Annotated in this window: 18 protein-coding genes and 1 pseudogene; 9 read left to right on the forward strand and 10 right to left on the reverse strand. The window is 62.4% G+C overall.

Features of this window, described 5'->3' with window-relative positions; all coding sequences use genetic code 11:
• The first annotated feature begins 63 nt into the window (after window positions 1-63).
• Window positions 64-2,424, forward strand: a complete 2,361-nt coding sequence (locus ABIE20_RS07595; protein ID WP_429504052.1) for a response regulator — start codon at window positions 64-66, stop codon at window positions 2,422-2,424.
• Here ABIE20_RS07595 and ABIE20_RS07600 read toward each other — a convergent pair.
• The gene (locus ABIE20_RS07600; RefSeq protein WP_429504054.1) at window positions 2,417-2,902 is read right to left on the reverse strand and encodes a glutathione peroxidase; all 486 of its coding nucleotides are present in this window, start codon (window positions 2,900-2,902) and stop codon (window positions 2,417-2,419) included. The two genes, ABIE20_RS07595 and ABIE20_RS07600, sit on opposite strands and share 8 nt — an antisense overlap.
• Before the next feature lie 15 nt (window positions 2,903-2,917).
• On the reverse strand, window positions 2,918-3,310 hold the full coding sequence (gene msrB / locus ABIE20_RS07605) for a peptide-methionine (R)-S-oxide reductase MsrB (RefSeq protein ID WP_429504278.1): 393 nt from the start codon (window positions 3,308-3,310) through the stop codon (window positions 2,918-2,920).
• 167 nt (window positions 3,311-3,477) lie between these two features.
• Between msrB and ABIE20_RS07610 the strand changes: the two genes are divergently transcribed.
• Window positions 3,478-4,689: a pyridoxal phosphate-dependent aminotransferase gene (locus tag ABIE20_RS07610; protein ID WP_010226289.1), complete on the forward strand. Its 1,212-nt coding sequence runs from the start codon at window positions 3,478-3,480 to the stop codon at window positions 4,687-4,689.
• A gap of 225 nt (window positions 4,690-4,914) precedes the next feature.
• Window positions 4,915-5,802: a protease HtpX gene (gene htpX / locus ABIE20_RS07615; protein ID WP_036996500.1), complete on the forward strand. Its 888-nt coding sequence runs from the start codon at window positions 4,915-4,917 to the stop codon at window positions 5,800-5,802.
• A 47-nt stretch (window positions 5,803-5,849) separates the two neighbouring features.
• On the opposite strand, the gene ABIE20_RS07620 is transcribed toward htpX, so the two are convergent.
• Entirely contained in the window at window positions 5,850-6,500 is a 651-nt protein-coding gene (locus tag ABIE20_RS07620; RefSeq protein WP_429504056.1) for a thiopurine S-methyltransferase, read from the reverse strand.
• Between the two features lie 104 nt (window positions 6,501-6,604).
• Between ABIE20_RS07620 and ABIE20_RS07625 the strand changes: the two genes are divergently transcribed.
• Window positions 6,605-7,372, forward strand: coding sequence for a DODA-type extradiol aromatic ring-opening family dioxygenase (locus ABIE20_RS07625; protein ID WP_429504058.1), 768 nt, complete (start codon window positions 6,605-6,607; stop codon window positions 7,370-7,372).
• Window positions 7,373-7,475: 103 nt separating this feature from the next.
• Here the strand turns inward: ABIE20_RS07625 and ABIE20_RS07630 are convergent.
• Window positions 7,476-9,171: pseudogene (locus tag ABIE20_RS07630) on the reverse strand (DEAD/DEAH box helicase).
• A 321-nt stretch (window positions 9,172-9,492) separates the two neighbouring features.
• On the reverse strand, window positions 9,493-10,248 hold the full coding sequence (locus tag ABIE20_RS07635; protein ID WP_429504060.1) for a spermidine synthase: 756 nt from the start codon (window positions 10,246-10,248) through the stop codon (window positions 9,493-9,495).
• Between the two features lie 130 nt (window positions 10,249-10,378).
• On the opposite strand from ABIE20_RS07635, the gene ABIE20_RS07640 reads away from it, so the two are divergent.
• A complete protein-coding gene (locus tag ABIE20_RS07640) occupies window positions 10,379-11,725 on the forward strand; it encodes a class II 3-deoxy-7-phosphoheptulonate synthase (protein ID WP_429504062.1) in 1,347 nt (448 codons plus the stop codon).
• On the opposite strand, the gene ABIE20_RS07645 is transcribed toward ABIE20_RS07640, so the two are convergent.
• A complete protein-coding gene (locus ABIE20_RS07645) occupies window positions 11,706-12,947 on the reverse strand; it encodes a winged helix-turn-helix domain-containing protein (protein WP_429504064.1) in 1,242 nt (413 codons plus the stop codon). The genes ABIE20_RS07640 and ABIE20_RS07645 overlap by 20 nt on opposite strands.
• A 58-nt stretch (window positions 12,948-13,005) precedes the next feature.
• The gene (locus ABIE20_RS07650) at window positions 13,006-13,236 is read right to left on the reverse strand and encodes a DUF1127 domain-containing protein (RefSeq protein WP_309475818.1); all 231 of its coding nucleotides are present in this window, start codon (window positions 13,234-13,236) and stop codon (window positions 13,006-13,008) included.
• 97 nt (window positions 13,237-13,333) lie between these two features.
• On the opposite strand from ABIE20_RS07650, the gene ABIE20_RS07655 reads away from it, so the two are divergent.
• Entirely contained in the window at window positions 13,334-14,188 is an 855-nt protein-coding gene (locus ABIE20_RS07655; protein WP_429504067.1) for a LysR family transcriptional regulator, read from the forward strand.
• Here ABIE20_RS07655 and ABIE20_RS07660 read toward each other — a convergent pair.
• Window positions 14,178-14,927: a sulfite exporter TauE/SafE family protein gene (locus tag ABIE20_RS07660; protein ID WP_429504069.1), complete on the reverse strand. Its 750-nt coding sequence runs from the start codon at window positions 14,925-14,927 to the stop codon at window positions 14,178-14,180. The genes ABIE20_RS07655 and ABIE20_RS07660 overlap by 11 nt on opposite strands.
• A gap of 110 nt (window positions 14,928-15,037) precedes the next feature.
• Between ABIE20_RS07660 and ABIE20_RS07665 the strand changes: the two genes are divergently transcribed.
• The 3 genes from ABIE20_RS07665 to ABIE20_RS07675 all read left to right on the forward strand — a co-directional run bounded on the left by ABIE20_RS07665 (window position 15,038) and on the right by ABIE20_RS07675 (window position 17,067).
• Window positions 15,038-15,994 carry a LysR family transcriptional regulator gene (locus tag ABIE20_RS07665; RefSeq protein ID WP_429504071.1) on the forward strand — a complete coding sequence of 319 codons (957 nt, stop codon included), beginning with the start codon at window positions 15,038-15,040 and terminating at the stop codon, window positions 15,992-15,994.
• A 56-nt stretch (window positions 15,995-16,050) separates the two neighbouring features.
• Window positions 16,051-16,512 (forward strand): MarR family winged helix-turn-helix transcriptional regulator, encoded by a 462-nt coding sequence (locus ABIE20_RS07670; RefSeq protein ID WP_429504073.1) that lies wholly within the window; start codon window positions 16,051-16,053, stop codon window positions 16,510-16,512.
• 126 nt (window positions 16,513-16,638) lie between these two features.
• Window positions 16,639-17,067: an organic hydroperoxide resistance protein gene (locus ABIE20_RS07675; RefSeq protein ID WP_429504075.1), complete on the forward strand. Its 429-nt coding sequence runs from the start codon at window positions 16,639-16,641 to the stop codon at window positions 17,065-17,067.
• A 69-nt stretch (window positions 17,068-17,136) separates the two neighbouring features.
• On the opposite strand, the gene ABIE20_RS07680 is transcribed toward ABIE20_RS07675, so the two are convergent.
• Window positions 17,137-17,709: an elongation factor P gene (locus tag ABIE20_RS07680; RefSeq protein WP_038994110.1), complete on the reverse strand. Its 573-nt coding sequence runs from the start codon at window positions 17,707-17,709 to the stop codon at window positions 17,137-17,139.
• Window positions 17,710-17,757: 48 nt separating this feature from the next.
• The gene (earP, locus tag ABIE20_RS07685) at window positions 17,758-18,888 is read right to left on the reverse strand and encodes an elongation factor P maturation arginine rhamnosyltransferase EarP (protein WP_429504077.1); all 1,131 of its coding nucleotides are present in this window, start codon (window positions 18,886-18,888) and stop codon (window positions 17,758-17,760) included.
• Between the last annotated feature and the right edge of the window lie 117 nt (window positions 18,889-19,005).

Below are 19,005 nucleotides of genomic sequence, written 5' to 3' on the forward strand. Positions count from 1 at the left end.
TGCAAGGACAAAAGCACAGCTGAATGTGTGACAGGGCGTGCCAGCAGCCGGGACTGATCGGCTATGCTTGCGCAGCGCACGGAACGTGAAACTGGCTCGGGACTCATGGATATCAAGTTCACCAATCGCCTGTCCTACAAGCAAGCCCGGCTGACGGTCCTGGTCGGCTTCATCCTGGGTACATTGCTCAGTCTCATCCAGATCGGTATCGATTATGCCAGTGAAGACGCCTCCATCAACCGCGAGATGCAGGCGTTACTGCAAATCAGCCATAACCCGGCCTCACGCATCGCCTACAACATCGATGCCGAGCTTGCCCAGGAACTGACCCGCGGCCTGCTGCAATCGCCGGCGATCACCCGCGCCTGGCTGATCGACAACAATGAAACCGTCCTCGCCGATGTTCAACGCCCACGCCAGGAAAGCAGTTACCGGCTGATCAGCGACTTCCTCTTCGGTGAGTCGCGCCAGTTCCAGGACCAACTGTTTCTCAGTCACATGCCCGACGAGTACCTGGGCACCCTGTACCTGGACGTCGACACCTTTGCCTTCGGCAGCCGCTTTCTCAAGCGCGCAGAGGTCACCCTGCTCAATGGTTTCGTGCGCAGCCTGGTCCTTACCGGGATTCTTCTCGCCCTGTTCTACATCATGCTGACCCAGCCGCTGGTACGGGTGATCAGCGCCCTGAGCAACAGCGACTCGCGCAACCCGGCACAGTCAAAACTGTCGTTCCCGCCAGGCCACGAGCACGACGAGATCGGCGTGCTGGTCAAGGTCGCCAATCAGCAGTTCGTCAGCATGGCCACCGAGATCCAGCAACGGCGCAACGCCGAGAACCGCCTGACCGACTACCTCAACGAACTGGAGAACATCGTCTCGGCGCGCACCAATGAGCTCAAGGCCAGCAATACCCGCCTCAGCCAGTCCAACGAAGAACTCGAAGACGCCCGGCGCCGCGCCCTGGACATGGCCCAGGCCCGGGCTGCCTTTCTGGCCAACATGAGCCATGAGATTCGCACCCCGCTCAATGGCCTGCTGGGGATGATCGCGCTGTCGCTGGACAGCCCGCTCAATGCCGAACAGCGCCAGCAACTGTCGATTGCCCACGACTCGGGCAAGGTGCTGGTCGAGCTGCTCAACGATATTCTCGACCTGTCCAAGTTCGATGCCGGGCAACTGGAGCTTGAACGCATTCCCTTCGACCTCGGTGCGCTGGTCGAAGACACCGCCAACCTGCTGTCGCAGAACGCGGCGCCGAGCGTAGAACTGACCTGCCTGATCGACCCGCAGTTTCCCTCGATGGTGCTCGGCGACCCCACCCGGGTCCGGCAAATTGTCAGCAACCTGCTGTCCAACGCCCTGAAGTTCACCCGCTTCGGCCGCGTCGATGTGCGCCTGAGTTGCTACGCCGGCGGCGTTCGCCTGGATGTCTGCGATACCGGCATCGGCATCCCCAGCGAAGCCCAGGTGCGGATCTTCCAGCCGTTCACCCAGGCCGGCGCCGGTATCACTCGCCAATATGGCGGCACCGGCCTGGGCCTGGCGTTGACCAACAACCTCTGCGAAGCCATGCAAGGGCGCCTGAGCATCAGCTCGGAAGCCGGTTTTGGCAGCCAGTTCAGCGCTGAGCTGCCACTGCCCAGCCATACCGCGGCGGTACCGGCACCCCCCCTGCGCGGCAGCGTTGCCGCCATCAGCAACGCCAGCAGCGGCCTGGCCGAACTGTTGCAAACACTTCTGCCGGGCTGGGGCCTGGACTACCAGCGCTACGACACCCCGGAGCAACTCAAGCAAACGACTCCGGACCTGCTGATCACCGACGACCTGGATTGCCTGTTCAGCCTGCGCCCGCAGATCAGCGCGCCGATCCTGTTGGTCACCGCCTACGGCAACTTCCTGCCCGGCGAACAAGCAGCGCACCTGGCACCGCTGCAGCAGCAGGCCCGGCCACTGGCCCGCAATGCCCTGTACCAGACCCTGAGGCGCACCCTGCACGGCGCCGACAACATCAACCAGCTACCGCTAGGTGGCGCCCCGCACAGCGAACGCCGCGCGCGCATCCTGCTGGTCGAGGACAACCCGGTAAACCAGTTGGTGGCCAAGGGCATGCTGGCCAAACTTGGCTGCGAGGTCAGCGTCGCCGCCCATGGCGCCGACGCGCTCGAGCAACTGGAGCAGGCGCCGTTCGACCTGGTGCTGATGGACTGCAACATGCCGGTGATGGATGGTTATGAAGCCAGCCGGCGGATCCGCCAGAGCGGGCGCTGGCCCGACATGCCGATCGTCGCCCTGACCGCCAACGCCATGCCCGAAGAACGCGAGCGTTGCCGGGCAGCGGGAATGAGCGACTACCTGGCCAAGCCGTTTCGCCGCGAAGAGCTGCTGGCGCTGATCGATCACTGGGTGCCGCTGACGGCTACCTGAGCAGTTTCTCGATAGGACTGGTCAATGCACCCGGCTTGGTGCTCGGCGCGTAGCGGGTGACCTTGCCAGTGGCCGGATCGAGCAGGAACTTGGTGAAGTTCCACTTGATCCCTTGCGAACCGAACAAGCCGGGCGCGCGTTTTTTCAGCTCGACGAACAGCGGATGGGCGCCGTTGCCGTTGACCTCGATCTTGCGAAACAACGGGAAGCTGACGCCGAAGTTGAGCTCGCAGAACTGCGCAATCTCGCGCGCATCGCCCGGCTCCTGCTTGCCGAACTGGTTGCAGGGAAAGCCCAGGACCACCAGCCCCCGCTCGCGGTAACGCTGCCAGAGCTGCTCAAGGCCCTTGTATTGCGGGGTAAATCCGCACTGGCTGGCGGTGTTGACCACCAGCACTGCCTTGGCCGGGTAATCGGCCAGGGCTTTTTGCTCACCGGTCAGGGTAATGCATGGAATCTTCAGCATTGCGTCGGCCATGACCTTGCTCCTTTGTCAGCGTGGTACCAGGTCCAGGCAGACCGAGTTGATGCAGTAGCGTAGCCCGGTCGGCGGCGGACCGTCGGGAAATACGTGGCCCAGGTGGGCGTCGCACTTGGCGCAGGTGACCTCGGTGCGGATCATGCCGTGGGAAGTGTCGCGAATCTCGACCATTGCGTTGTCGGCAATCGGCTCATAGAAGCTCGGCCAGCCGCACCCGGAATCAAATTTTGCGGTCGAATCGAACAGCGCCTCGTTACAGCAGATGCAATGGTAGACGCCGTCGGTCTTGGTGCCATTGTACTTGCCGCTGAACGGCCGCTCGGTGCCCTTCAGGCGGCACACGCTGTACTGCTCGGGGTCGAGCATGGCGCGCCATTCTTCCAGGGTTTTCTCGAGTTTTTCCATCATCAGGCCTCATCTGTCCAAAAACCCCGCTCCATGGCTTTTCCACAGGGCGGGCGGCACGTATATTATTGCGCCTCATCAGACATCAGTCTGGCACCCGCGTCATACGCATTTCAAACGTTTTCACAGCGCAATGCGCGGCGATCTTTTCTAATCGGGATCACATCATGCAGGTCAGCAAATCGAACAAGCTCGCCAATGTCTGCTATGACATTCGCGGCCCAGTGCTCAAGCACGCCAAACGCCTGGAAGAGGAAGGCCATCGCATCCTCAAGCTGAACATCGGCAACCCGGCGCCCTTTGGTTTCGAGGCGCCGGACGAGATCCTCCAGGATGTGATCCGCAACCTGCCGACCGCCCAGGGCTACAGCGACTCCAAAGGCCTGTTCAGCGCGCGCAAGGCGGTGATGCAGTACTACCAGCAAAAACAGGTCGAAGGTGTCGGTATCGAAGACATCTACCTGGGCAACGGCGTCTCCGAGTTGATCGTGATGTCGATGCAGGCGCTGCTCAACAATGGCGATGAAGTGCTGATCCCGGCCCCGGACTACCCGCTGTGGACCGCCGCCGTCAGCCTGGCCGGCGGCAACCCGGTGCATTATCTGTGCGACGAGCAGGCCGACTGGTTCCCGGACCTGGACGACATCAAGGCCAAGATTACCTCCAACACCAAGGCCCTGGTGATCATCAACCCGAACAACCCGACCGGCGCGGTGTATTCGCGCGAACTGCTGCTGGGCATGCTCGAGCTGGCCCGCCAACACAACCTGGTGGTGTTCTCCGACGAGATCTACGACAAGATCCTCTACGACGAAGCCGTGCACATCAGCACCGCCTCGCTGGCCCCGGACCTGCTGTGCCTGACCTTCAACGGCCTGTCCAAGTCCTACCGGGTGGCGGGTTTCCGCTCCGGCTGGCTGGCCATCTCCGGGCCCAAGCATCATGCCCAAAGCTACATCGAAGGTATCGACATGCTGGCCAACATGCGCCTGTGTGCCAACGTGCCGAGCCAGCACGCGATCCAGACTGCCCTGGGTGGCTACCAGAGCATCAACGACCTGGTGCTGCCACAAGGGCGCCTGCTCGAGCAGCGCAACCGCACCTGGGAGCTGCTCAACAGCATCCCCGGGGTCAGCTGCGTCAAGCCGATGGGCGCGCTGTATGCGTTCCCGCGCATTGATCCGAAAGTCTGCCCGATTCACAACGACGAGAAGTTCGTCCTCGACCTGCTGCTCTCGGAAAAGCTGCTGATCGTCCAGGGTACCGCCTTCAACTGGCCGTGGCCTGACCACTTCCGCGTCGTGACCCTGCCACGGGTCGACGACCTAGAGCAGGCCATTGGCCGTATCGGAAACTTCCTGAAGACATATCAGCAGTAACCTACTGTTCATGTCGAAACGTCTGCGCCGCTCTCGGCGCAGACCTTACAGACCCTGCATTCAGCCCTCACATCACCCGCCGCTCTGGCGTGCGGGTTGCTGGAATTCGTCTGTAATAAAGGCAAGTACACAGTTTGAAATAGTCGCCCGGTTGAATCACTGCAGCGCGCACCTTATATACCCCGCATACGTGACACTTTTATCCGTCAGGAGAACGTAACAACCATGATGCGCATCTTACTGTTTGTGGCCACCAACCTCGCGGTTGTGCTGATTGCCAGCATTACCCTGAGCCTGTTTGGCTTCAACGGGTTCATGGCGGCCAACGGGGTTGATCTGAAACTCGACCAGCTGCTGATTTTCTGCGCGGTGTTCGGTTTTGCCGGCTCGCTGATCTCGCTGTTCATCTCCAAGTGGATGGCGAAGATGAGCACCGGCACCCAGATCATCAGCCAACCGCGCACCCGCCATGAACAATGGCTGCTGCAGACCGTCGAAGAGCTGTCCCGCGAAGCCGGCATCAAGATGCCGGAAGTGGGTATCTTCCCGGCCTACGAGGCCAACGCCTTCGCCACCGGCTGGAACCGTAATGATGCCCTGGTAGCGGTCAGCCAGGGCCTGCTCGAGCGCTTCTCGCCCGATGAAGTGCGCGCGGTGCTGGCCCACGAGATCGGCCACGTGGCCAACGGCGACATGGTCACCCTCGCCCTGGTGCAAGGCGTGGTCAACACCTTCGTGATGTTCTTTGCCCGCATCATCGGCAATTTTGTCGACAAGGTGATCTTCAAGAACGAAGAAGGCCAGGGCATCGCCTACTACATCGCGACCATCGTCGCCGAACTGGTGCTGGGTATCCTGGCCAGCATCATCGTCATGTGGTTCTCGCGCAAACGCGAGTTCCGCGCCGACGAAGCCGGTGCCCGCCTGGCCGGCACCAACGCGATGATCGGCGCCCTGCAGCGCCTGCGCTCGGAACAAGGTGTGCCGGTGCATATGCCCGACACCCTGAACGCCTTCGGTATCAACGGCGGCCTCAAGCAGGGCCTGGCCGGCTTGCTGATGAGCCACCCGCCGCTGGAAGACCGCATCGAAGCCCTGCGCCGTCGGGGCTGATCGGTAGCAGCAATAAAAAAGGGCGACTTTGGTCGCCCTTTTGCATTTCAGCGCTGCAGGCGGTACACCCGCTCGAACAGCTCCGCCACCCCGGCCTGAACGAACTTGGGGCTTTGGGCAAGAATATCCCGCGCCTCAAGCACCAGCGGCTGCCAGTCAGCGAACAGCTGCCGCACCTCTGCATCGACCACGGCAAAGGGCGGGCCCGGCAGCAGCGCCTGGTCATAATCCATGGTGATCAACAGCCCCTGGCACCCTGGTGCGAGATAGCCGCCAAGCAGCGCGGCATAGCGCTGGCGCAACGCAGGCGGCAGGGCAATGACTGCGGCCCGGTCATACAGCGCTGTGCAATCGGCGACATCCTCGGCGCTCAGGGCGAAGAAATCACCACACCACAGCTGCAGGTTGCCACTGCGATAGGTCTTGAACGCGCCCTGCTGGCCGATTTCGGGCTGCAACTGCTGTTCGTTGAAGAAGTCTTCCACCGCACGCTGTGACAGCTCGATACCCAGCACTTGATGGCCCTGCCCTGCTAGCCAGGCCAGGTCGAGGCTTTTGCCGCACAAGGGCACCAGGACCTTGCTGCCGGGCGCCAGGCCGAGGGTGGGCCAATGCTGTTGCAGGTCGCTGTTGACCTGCTGCTGATGAAAGCCGATCTGGTTGTCTGCCCAGCGTTTGTGCCAGAACTCTGCCTGCATGGCATACCTCGAATTATTCGATCAGATTATGCGAAAACTTATATTGGAATCAGATCAATGATCTGCCCGAAGATGGGTCCATCTTAACCGTCAGGACTCTTTCCATGCTGCCCAGCCTGTTTATTTCTCATGGCTCGCCCATGCTCGCCCTCGAGCCTGGCGCCAGCGGCCCGGCCCTGGCGCGCCTGGCTGCAGAACTGCCGCGGCCCAAGGCTATCGTGGTGGTTTCAGCACACTGGGAGAGCCGCGAACTGTGGGTCTGCAGCCACCCGCACCCAGAAACCTGGCATGACTTCGGCGGCTTTCCTCCCGCCCTGTATGCCGTGCAGTACCCCGCCCCTGGCGAACCGGCGCTGGCCGAGCGGTTAATGGGCCTGCTGTGCGACGCCGGACTACCCGCGCGTCTCGACCCCAAGCGCCCGTTTGATCATGGCGTGTGGGTGCCGCTGTCGCTGATGTACCCGGCGGCCGACATCCCTGTGGTACAGGTCTCCCTGCCCAGCCAGATGGGTCCGCAGTTGCAGGAACAGGTGGGCAAGGCGCTGGCGCAATTGCGCGAGCAAGACATCCTGCTGATCGGCTCAGGCAGCATTACCCACAACCTTCGCGAGCTGGACTGGCAGGCCGGCCCGGAAAGCGTCGAGCCCTGGGCCCTGGCGTTTCGCAACTGGATGATCGACAAACTGGCAGCCGCCGACACCCCTGCCCTGCACGACTACCGCCAGCAGGCGCCGTTTGCAGTGCGTAACCATCCGAGTGACGAGCACCTGTTGCCACTGTATTTTGCCCGGGGTGCGGGCGGGCAGTTCGGGATTGCCCATCAAGGCTTTACGTTGGGGGCGTTGGGGATGGATATTTACCGGTTCGACTGATCCTGTCGCTTGACCCGCGATGAGGCCAGCCCAGCCAACGCATCACCTCGTACAGGCAAAAAAAATCCCCGACTCAGTCGGGGATTTTTTTATCGCTCGCGGATCAGTCTTCGCGGTAACGGCGCAGCTTCAGCTGCTTACCGGCAACACGGGTGTCCTTGAGCTTGGTCAGCAGACGCTCCAGACCTTCCTCCGGCAGCTCGACCAGGCTGAAGCTGTCGCGCACCTGGATGCGGCCGATGGCTTCGCGGGCCAGGCCGCCTTCGTTGAGGATGGCGCCCAGCAGGTTCTTGGCGGCGATACCGTCACGCGCGCCCAGCGCGGTACGGCAACGGGCACGACCTTCGCCCAGCGGCATGGGTGCACGACGCTCACGCTCGCCACGCTCTGGACGATCGCCAGTGCGCTCACGCGGGGTGTAGGTCGGAACCAGCGGCTGCTCTTTCTCGACGGCTTCCAGGGTCAGGGCCTGACCGTTGGTAGCCTTGCGCAGCAGGGCAGCGGCCAGGGCACGCGGGCTGCAACCGATGTCGGCGGTCAGGCGATCGAGCAGATCACCGTGGGTCGACTCGGCATCAGCAACCAGCGGCGCCAGGCTGTTGGTCAGCTTCTTGATGCGTGCATCAAGAACGGCCTGGGCGTTCGGCAGGCGAACTTCGGCAACCTTCTGACCGGTAACACGCTCGATCACCTGCAGCATGCGACGCTCGCGCGGGGTAACCAGCAGCAGCGCACGGCCTTCGCGACCAGCACGGCCGGTACGGCCGATACGGTGAACGTAGGACTCCGGGTCGTACGGCATGTCAACGTTGAACACGTGAGTGATGCGCGGTACGTCCAGACCACGGGCAGCGACGTCAGTAGCGACGACGATGTCCAGGCGGCCATCTTTGAGCGAGTCGATGACGCGCTCACGCTGGTTCTGGGCAATGTCACCGTTCAGCGCAGCGGCTTTGTAGCCTTTGGCTTCCAGGGCGCTGGCCAGGTCCAGGGTGGCTTGCTTGGTACGCACGAAGGCGATCAGCGCGTCGAACTCTTCCACTTCCAGCAAACGCAGGACAGCGGAAACCTTCTGGTCGGCGTGGACCATCAGGTGGGCTTGTTCGATAGCGGTAACGGTCTGGGTCTTGCTCTGGATCTTGACGTGCTTCGGCTCGCGCAGGTGACGCTCGGCGATAGCACGGATGGATGCAGGCAGGGTGGCCGAGAACAGTACGGTCTGACGGCTTTCCGGCATGGCCTTGAAGATGACTTCGAGGTCATCCATGAAGCCCAGCTTGAGCATTTCGTCGGCTTCGTCGAGCACCAGGTGGTTGACGGTCGCCAGGACTTTCTCGTCGCGACGCAGGTGATCGCACAGACGGCCCGGGGTAGCAACGACGATTTGCGCGCCGTTACGGATAGCTTTCAGTTGTGGGCCCATCGGGGCACCACCGTATACAGCCACCACGGTTACGCCCGGCATTTGCTTGGCGTAGGTTTCGAAAGCGGTGGCTACTTGCAGCGCCAACTCACGGGTTGGCGCCAGGATCAGGGCTTGCGGCTCGCGCTTGCTCGGGTCGATGCGGTGCAGGATTGGCAGAGCGAAGGCAGCGGTTTTACCGGTGCCGGTCTGCGCCTGACCGATCATGTCGTGACCAGCGAGAATAATCGGGATCGATTGCTGCTGAATGGCGGACGGCTCTTCGTAGCCGGTAGCCAGCACTGCAGCAACAATGCTCGGATGAAGTTCGAGAGCGGCGAAGCCGCCGGTTTCCTGGGTCATGGGTCTGCCTCTAAGTGCATCCGCAAAGACCCATGCTCCAAAGCTGCACATGCCTTGTAAGACCCGAAGGTCACCCTGGCAGCTTTGTCGGCGGGGATTTGCGAAAACGATTGAAGAAAAAAGGAACGTCAAGGAGAGTCCGCGGTGCGGACGCGCAGCCGAAGCTGGCTTCGGGGAATTGCACTACCTTAAACGAGGTCCGGTGAAAGACCGGCGCGTACTATACCTGAATTCGCCATTCACGGGAGATTTTTTTAATGCAACACACCAGTGCCAGGCCACGCGGCGGCGGGCCCGGAAAGTTGACGACACTGGCGGCTGAATCGATTTTCCGCCAGTGACACAGTGACGCGCCTCAGGACGCCGGGCGGATCGCGCCGATCAGCGGTTGCAACGAGTAGCCCAGCTGTGGCGCCAGCGCCTCGGCCCGTGCGGTCAGGCCAGGCAGATCGAGTTGCTGGTCGAGGTCCGCCGGGACCATGAGGATCACATTGCCCTCCTTGACCGGCAGCTCCCAATAGTGGCGATGGTAAAGGCCACGCAGCAACGCCGCACCCAGTGGCTTGCCGTCATCGCTGGCCCACTGGTTGATCACCAGCCAGCCGCCGGGGTTGAGGCGCTTCTGGCAGTTTTCCAGAAACGTCCAGGCCAGGTGCGCGACACCCGGGCCATGGTCGGTGTACAGGTCGACGAAGATCAGGTCGGCAGGCTCGGCGGTCTCCAGCAATTCCATGGCATCACCGATGCGGATATAAAGGCGAGGATCGTCATCCAGGCCCATGTACTCGATGGCCAGGCGCGGTACATCCGGGCGCAACTCGATGGCTTCGACGTCTTCCAGCGGCAGGAACTTCAGGCAGGCCTGGGTCAGGGTGCCGGCACCGAGCCCCAGAAACAGCGCGCTCTCGGGCTCGGCATGCGCCAGCGCGCCGATCAGCATGGCTCGGGTGTAGTCATACTCCAGCCAGCTCGGGTCTGCGGTGAACACGCAGCTCTGTTCGATCGCCTCGCCAAATTCGAGAAAGCGATAGTCGTCAACTTCCAGCACGCTGATGGTGCCGTACTGGTCCTGCACCTGGGCCAGCAGTCGCTCTACCCGTTCCACTGTCATGCTGTCTCCCGGCAGGCACCGCAGTACTGCGCAAAAAACCGCCATTGTCTGTCAATAGCGCCAGTGCAACAAGGCATGCGCCACCTGTTAACATGGCAGACAGCCCTTTTCCGACCAGATCGAGCCTGCAATGAACCATCCCTGGAGTCCTGACAGCTGGCGCGCCCTGCCGATCCAGCAACAACCGAGCTACCCCGATGCCGCCCATCTGCTCAAGGTCGAGCAGACCCTGGCCAGCTATCCGCCGCTGGTGTTCGCCGGTGAAGCGCGGGAACTGCGCCGCCAGTTTGCCGAAGTCACCCAGGGCCGGGCCTTCTTGCTCCAGGGCGGCGATTGCGCCGAAAGTTTCGCCGAGTTTTCGGCAGCCAAGATTCGCGACACCTTCAAGGTCCTGTTGCAAATGGCCATCGTCATGACCTTCGCCGCCGGCTGCCCGGTGGTCAAGATCGGACGCATGGCCGGGCAATTCGCCAAGCCGCGCTCGGCAGGTGATGAAACCATTGGCGGCGTCACCCTGCCGGCTTATCGTGGCGACATCGTCAATGGCATCGGCTTCGACGAGAAAAGCCGGATTCCAGACCCCGAGCGCCTGCTGCAGGCCTACCACCAGTCCACGGCCAGCCTCAACCTGCTGCGCGCCTTTGCCCAGGGCGGTTTTGCCGACCTGCATCAGGTGCACAAGTGGAACCTGGACTTCATCGCCAACTCGGCGCTGGCGGAAAAATACAGCCAACTGGCCGACCGCATCGACGAGACTCTGGCGTTCATGCGCGCCTGCGGCATGGACAGCTCGCCCCAGCTGCGTGAAACCAGCTTCTTCACCGCCCACGAGGCGCTGCTGCTGAACTACGAAGAAGCCTTTGTGCGCCGCGACAGCCTGACCAACGACTATTACGACTGCTCGGCGCACATGCTCTGGATCGGCGACCGCACTCGTCAGCTCGACGGCGCTCACGTCGAATTCCTGCGCGGGGTCAACAACCCGATCGGGGTCAAGGTCGGGCCGAGCATGAACACCGAAGAGCTGATCCGCCTGATCGATGTGCTCAACTCGGACAACGACCCCGGCCGACTCAACCTGATCGTGCGCATGGGCGCCGACAAAGTCGGCGAGCACTTGCCGGCACTGATCCGCAGCGTCGAGCGCGAAGGCCGCAAGGTGCTGTGGAGTTCCGATCCGATGCACGGCAACACCATCAAGGCCAGCAGCGGCTACAAGACCCGCGATTTCGCCCAGATCCTGAGCGAGGTCAAGCAGTTCTTCCAGGTGCACCAGGCCGAGGGCAGCCATGCAGGCGGCATCCATATCGAGATGACCGGGCAGAACGTCACCGAATGCATCGGCGGCGCGCGCCCCATCACCGAGGACGCCCTCTCCGACCGCTACCACACCCATTGCGACCCGCGGATGAACGCCGATCAGTCGCTGGAGCTGGCTTTCCTTATCGCCGAAACCCTCAAGCAAGTACGTCGCTAGGCAGGCTGCGGGCCAGCGCCACGCGCAAACGTGCGGCGCTGGCCCGTGGGCAGTTCAACTGCACCCTGGCCAGGCCCAACCAGGCGGCCATGCCCTGCAGGCTGTCAGCCAGGGCCTGCATGCCCGCTTCATCCAGTCCCTTGGTCTCTTCATGCACCGCGTGTACTGCCAGACGATCATTGGCCCGTTCGGCACGCAGATCGACCCGCGCGGCAATGCGTTCGTTGTGCAGGAACGGCAGCACGTAATAGCCGTACACGCGCTTGTGCGCCGGGGTGTAGATCTCCAGACGGTAACGAAAATCAAACAGCCGCTCGGTGCGCTCACGCTCCCAGACCAGCGAGTCAAAGGGCGAAAGCAAGGCGCTACTGCTGACCTTGCGCGGCACCCGTGGCGCATTCAGGCAATACGCCGCTTGCCTCCAGCCCTGCACCGCACAGGCTTGCAACTTGCCCTCCTCGACCAGTTCAGCCAGCCGTGCCCGGCTGTCACCGGGGGCCAGGCGAAAGTAGTCGCGCAGGTCTTTCTCGGTGGCCACGCCCAGCGCCTGTGCGGCATGCAATAGAAGCCCACGCTGAGCGTCGGCCTCCTGCAGTGGCGGTTGCGCAAGCAATGCAGCCGGCAGCACCCGCTCGGGCAGATCGTAGAGGCGCTCGAAACCGCGGCGCCCGGCGACATTGACCAACCCCGCGGCAAACAGCCATTCCAGCGCGTGCTTTTCCGCGCTCCAGTCCCACCAGGGCCCGGCGCGCTCCTGGCGGGTGGACAGGCTGCCAGCGCCGAGGGCGCCCTGCTCGGTCACCGCCGCCAGCACCCGGGCAATGGTTGCCTGCTGTTCACGGCCAAAACGCGCCAGCTGTTGATAAATCCCCTGGCCCTGGCGCGCACGCTCCATGCGCCAGCGCAGCAGCGGATACAGCTGCAGCGGCAATAGCGAGGCTTCATGCCCCCAGTATTCGAAGAGTTTGCGCTGACGGATGCGCCCCCAGGCCAGCTGATCGAGCAGCGCCTGTGGATAATTGCCAAGACGGGAAAACAGTGGAAGGTAGTGCGAACGCACCAGGGCATTGACCGAATCGATCTGCACCACACCCAGGCGCTCGATCATCCGGCTCAGTTGCGCGGCACCGTTCGAGGTGCTCGCCGGCCGGTTGTTGAAGCCTTGTGCAGACAATGCCAGGCGGCGCGCCTGGGCCAGGGAAAGGGACTGTGTGGTGGGCATGCCCGGCTCCTTGTGAACAAGCCCACTTACACTAGTCGTGGCACCTCCATGACGCGACTCATTTTTTCAGCGGATCATCCCAGAACGGGCGCTCCACCTCGCGCAGGATATCCGCGCGGCTCAGGCCGATATCGTCCAGCGCCGCATCGCTCAGGCGCGCCAGTTCACGACGTTCGCGATGCAGTTGGCGCCAGCGCATCAGTTGCTGACTGAAGCCTTGGCCGAGGTAGTAAAACCAGCTGTGCCGGGACGTTGAGTACTGCAGAACAAGCGACTTCTGACCTTTCATCGTCTTACCCTCCTGTTGGGATGACGACAGTGTCAGGTCCGGCATAAGATCAATCCAACGAATGTTTCTTATGTAATACATCTAGGAGATTGATGCCTTGTCCCAGTACCAGAGTATCGATTCCGACGTGCTGCGCACCTTTGTCGCCATTGCCGAACACGGCGGCTTCACCCGTGCCGGCGAAGTGGTCAACCGTACCCAGTCGGCGGTGAGCATGCAGATGAAGCGTCTGGAAGAGGACATCATCCAGCGCCAGCTGTTCGAGCGCGATGGCCGCCAGGTGCGCCTGACAGCCGAGGGCCAGGTACTGCTGGGCTATGCCCGGCGCATCCTCAAGCTGCACGGCGAGGTATTCAATACCCTGCGCATGCCGCACATGGTCGGGGTGGTGCGCATCGGTACGCCGGACGACTACGCCATGCGTTTTTTGCCGGGCATCCTCTCAAGCTTCGCCCAGGCCTATCCGCTGGTTCAGGTCGAGGTGCACTGCGAAAGTTCGCGGCAGTTGATGCAACGCCAGGACCTGGACTTGACCATCGTCACCCGTGAACCGGGCAACGAAATCGGCCAGTTGCTGCGCCGCGAGCGCGCCGTGTGGGTGCAGGCCCAGGGGTTCTGCCCGCATGAGCACAGCCCCCTGCCACTGGCGATGTTCAATTGTGATTGCTATTGCCGGACCTGGGCCTGCAACGCCCTGGATGCTATCGAAAAGGAGTACCGGATCGCCTACACCAGCGCCAGCACCGCGGCGATCATGGCCGTGGTCAGCGCCGGCCTGGCTGTCACCGCGCAGTTGCAAAGCCTGATCACCAGCGACTTGCAGATCATCGGCGAGGCCGAAGGCCTGCCTCCACTGCCCACCGCCAGCATCATGCTGCTGCGCAATCGCACCACGCAGTCGGAAATGACCGACTGCCTGGCCGACTACATCATCGAAGGCTTCAGATCTTGAACGCGAGCATTACCGCGCAGAGCACCAGAAAGCCGCAGAACAGCGAACGCAGGGCTTTTTCCGGCAGGGCGTGAGCCAGTTTCACCCCCCAACTGATGCTCAGCAGGCCACCGATGGCCAGCGGGATGCCCATGCCCCACTGCACATGTTGATGCACGCCGTAGGTCAGCAAGGTGACCGCAGTACTGGGGGCCGCCAACGCCAGCGACAAGCCCTGGGCAACCACCTGGGTGGTGCCGAACACGCTGGTCAGCACCGGTGTTGCCACCACCGCCCCACCGACCCCGAACAAGCCGCCCAGCACCCCGGCGCCGCTGCCCAGCACACCCAGCCACGGCCAGGGCTGGCGCAGCTCGCTGGACGGCTGCGCTGTGCGCATGAACATCCGCGCCAGGTTCCAGGCCGCCAGCGCCACCAGAAACAACACAAAGCCAAAGCGCATGGCCTGGGCATCGACGCCCACCGCCCAGATCGAACCGAGCCAGGCAAACACAAAACTGCTCGCCGCCAGCGGCAAGGCGTGCCTGAGTTCGATGCGATTGCGCTGGTGATACCGCCACAGCGCCAGCAGCACGTTGGGCACCACCATCACCAGCGCCGTGCCTTGGGCCAGTTGCTGGTCAAGGCCGAACAGTACCCCCAGGGCCGGAATCGCGATCAGCCCGCCGCCAATGCCGAACAACCCGCCCACTGTGCCCAGTGCCGCGCCCAGCGCTATGTATATCGCCCACTCAATCATTGCTGTCTCTCTGAAGTGCCAAGCGTTGCATGCTACCGAGCTGGCGCTAGCGGGGAAACGCACAGCAACGCACAATGGCTATGCCAATAACGCACAAGCAGATCTGCCGCATGAACCCTGACGCCCTGACCGAACAACTCAGCCTGTTTCTCGATGTGCTGGAAACCGGCAGCTTCTCCGCCACTGCCCGGCGCCATCCGTTGACGCCTTCAGCGGTGGCGCGGCGTATCGACAGCCTGGAAAGCGCAGTCGGCAGCCGCCTGTTCGTGCGCAGTACCCATGCGGTAAGGCCGACGCCGGCGGGCAATGCCTTTGCCGAGCGCGCCCGGCGAATCGTCGAAGAGCTGCGCCTGGCGCGCGCCGAGGCTGTATCGCTGAGCAACGCCCCGGAAGGCCTGATCCGCATCGACGCCCCGGCCGCGTTCGGTCGCCGCCACCTGGCCCCGGCCATCGCCGATTTCCTCGTCGCCTATCCTGGGCTGGACGTGCAACTGCGGCTGATCGACAGCTTCGTCGACCTGCACGGCTCGCACCTGGGCGAAGTCGACCTGGTGCTGCGCGCAGGCCCTCTGGCCGACACCCGCCTGGTGGCTACACCGCTGGCCTACATGGTACGCATTGCCTGCGCCAGCCCCGCGTACCTGGCACAGCGCGGCATCCCCGCGAGCCCCGCAGAACTGCCCGAACACGACGGCCTGGACTGGGATGGCCTGGCCCCGCCCTTTGCCTGGCGCTTCGCGGTCGACGGGCAGATGCGCCTGTACCGCCCGACTCGCATGCGCATGAGTGCCAACAATGCCGAAACCCTGCTGTTCGGCGCCCTGGCCGGGCTGGGCATCGCCCACCTGCCCACCTGGCTGATCAGCGAATACCTGCTGCGCGGCGAATTGCTGCCGCTATTCTGTGACAACGGCCTGCCCGCCGCCGAAAGCAGCGGCATCTATGCCCTGCGCCTGGAACATGAAACGAACTCTCGCAGCCGTTTGCTGCTCGAATTCCTCAAGAGCCGCTTCAGCCCGATCCCGCCGTGGGACCTGGCGCTGCAAAGCGAGCTGCGCTGGCAATAAGTGCGCTAATGACCTGCGTGCTAAATTTAAAGGACTTAACGAATTAAAGGATGTGCATGAACGCCGACCCGAAAGCGCCTGATCCCTGCGACGAACTGCGCCTGGACAACCAGGTGTGCTTTGCCCTGCACTCGACTTCGCTGCTGATGACCAAGGTCTACAAGCCGCTGCTGCACAAGCTCGGGCTGACGTATCCACAGTACCTGGCGATGCTGGTGCTGTGGGAACAGGACGGTTTGACGGTCGGCGAAATCAGCCATCGCCTGCTTACTGATCCGGGCTCGCTAACCCCTTTGCTTAAGCGCCTTGAAGCCGAAGGCCTGCTCAAGCGCACCCGCAGCCGTGAGGATGAACGGGTGGTACTGGTGCAATTGAGTGATCAGGGCCGCGCCTTGCAAGTCCGGGCCAAAGATGTGCCGCACTGCATCCTCGCCGCCAGCGGCGAGAACCTCGAACGCCTGCAACAGCTTCAGGCCGACTTGCTGGAACTGCGCGCCAACCTGCAAAAAAGCCTCTGAGGGCTATGCTGGGAAATGACCGTTCGTAAGTCAGCCGAAAATTATCTTGCGCGCTAAATAATTGCGCGCTAATTTAATTTCCGTACCCACTCAGCGCCGCGGCGCAACTCACACGCGAGGCTCATCATGCAAAAGGTCACTCCGCTGTACATTGCCCAAGCCACATCCACCGGAGGTCGCGACGGCGGTTCGCGCTCCAGCGACGGCAAGCTGGAAGTCAAGCTGAGCACCCCCAAGGAACTGGGCGGCGCTGGTGGAGACGGCACCAACCCCGAACAGCTGTTTGCCGCCGGTTACTCGGCTTGCTTTATCGGCGCCCTGAAATTTGTCGCCGGCCAGCAGAAGAAGGCCCTGCCCGCTGACAGCTCGATCACCGCCAAAGTCGGCATCGGCCAGATTCCGGGTGGCTTCGGTCTGGATATCGACCTGAACATCAACCTGCCGGGCCTGGACCAGGCTGAGGCACAAGCACTGGTCGACGCCGCTCACCAGGTGTGCCCGTACTCCAATGCCACCCGTGGCAACGTTGATGTACGCTTGCATGTCACTGTCTGAGTGATAAAACACCAGGCATAAAAAAACCCGGCCAAGGCCGGGTTTTTCGATTGCGCAGGACTGCCAGGCTTAAACCTTGGCACGGCCCTTGTAGGAGCCGCCTTCGCGAGTATCGATCTCGATCCAGTCGCCGATTTCGATGAAGTCAGCAACGCTCAGCTCGGTGCCGTTCTTCAGCTTGGCAGGCTTCATGACCTTGCCCGAAGTGTCGCCGCGAGCGGAACCTTCGGTGTAGTCAACCTGACGCACGATGGTGGTTGGCAGGTCAACCGAAACCAGGCGCTCTTCGAAGAACACGGCTTCGCAGACGTCTTCCATGCCTTCTTCGATGAACGGCAGAACGGCCTCGATGTCTTCGGCGTTCAGCTCGTACATGGTGTAGTCAGTGGTATCCATGAAGGTGTAGGTGTCGCCGTTGATGAACGACAGGGTCGCTTCTTTGCGATCCAGGATAACGTCGTCCAGCTTGTCGTCGGCCGAGTAGACGGTTTCAGTCTTGTAGCCGGTCAGCAGGTTCTTCAGCTTGGTTTTCATGATCGCGCTGTTACGGCCCGACTTGGTGAACTCAGCCTTCTGAACCAGCCATGGATCGTTGTCGATACGGATCACGGTACCGGGTTTCAGTTCTTTACCAGTTTTCATTGCGATATATCCGAATTTGGATGGATTTACAAAAATCGAGGCCGCATATCATAGCCAATTTCGGTAAAACTGTACCAGCGCCGTGGCAAGGTCCGGCTGAGCGGCCTGCACAGCGCTCCAGCGGCGGGCGTGCTGGTCCAGTTCGTCCCAGTGCGCCAGCACCTGCCGCCAGGCCTGGCCCATGTCGCAATCCATGTTCCAGGCGCGCCACAACTGCACCAGCGCGTCGCCTGCCGCCGCACTCAAGCCCTGGATGTACAGATCCAGAAACGCTTCGAGCTTTTCCCAGTGGGCATACTCTTCCTGCACATAAATATGCCAGAGCAGAGGCCGGGCGGCCCATTGCGCACGGACGAAGGAATCTTCACCGCGCACTGCATTGAAATCGCAGCTCCACAGCAGCCGGTCGTAATCGTCCTGGCTGACGAACGGCAGGATCTGCACGGTCAGCGCACCGCGCCGGGCAACACTGCCGACGCACAGCGGCTCGCCGAGCCAGGCCTGCACATTGCCCAGTACCCGGCCTTCCGGCACCAACAGGTGGTTGGCCCGGCTATCGCCAGCCAGGGCCTCCAGCCAGCTGGCCACGCCGGGGTTTTCGTAGGCGAATAGCGAAATCAGCCGGGCGTTAGCCTCAGGTGTCACGCCCAGCCCCTGCAGAAATGCATTGCGTGCGGCCGGGTCGCGCGCAAGCGCGTCGCGTTGTGCCAACAGGTTCGCCTCACGCAGCAAGCCGCCGGTTTTGCGGGTGAAGCCCGGAAAGAAAAACACCTTGCGCAAGCCATTGGCCTGGGGCGAAGGCAAACCATGGCAGCCTTCGACCCAGTCTTCGGCGCTGAGATAATCCAGGTTCAGCCACAACGGCGCACGGGGCTGTTCGAGCATCGCTTGCACATAAGCGGGAGGCAACTGACAGGCGAACGCGCCAATCACCACCTCCGCTACCGGCGTGTCCTGCCACTCAGCGGGCCATTGGCGCACATCGACGCCCTGCTGCCATTGCTGAATGGCATCGGCCCGGGCCCCGGGGCAGATGCGCACGAATGCCGTAAGGTCATCCACCCACAAGCGCACCGCCAGCCCCTGCTCGGCCACCAATTGCCGGGCCAGGCGCCAGGTCACGCCGATGTCGCCGTAGTTGTCGACGACACAACAGAAGATGTCCCAGTGCGCTTTCATCGCTGGCCCCTTGGAAAAAGCGCCGATTGTCCGGGTAAATCATCGCAGACAAAAGCGTGGAAGGTAAAAAACCTGCTGCACCATGCGACAATGACCGTCCGTGTCCTGGCCAGGAGG

This window comes from Pseudomonas sp. 2835 (assembly GCF_050435905.1).
Lineage (GTDB): Bacteria > Pseudomonadota > Gammaproteobacteria > Pseudomonadales > Pseudomonadaceae > Aquipseudomonas.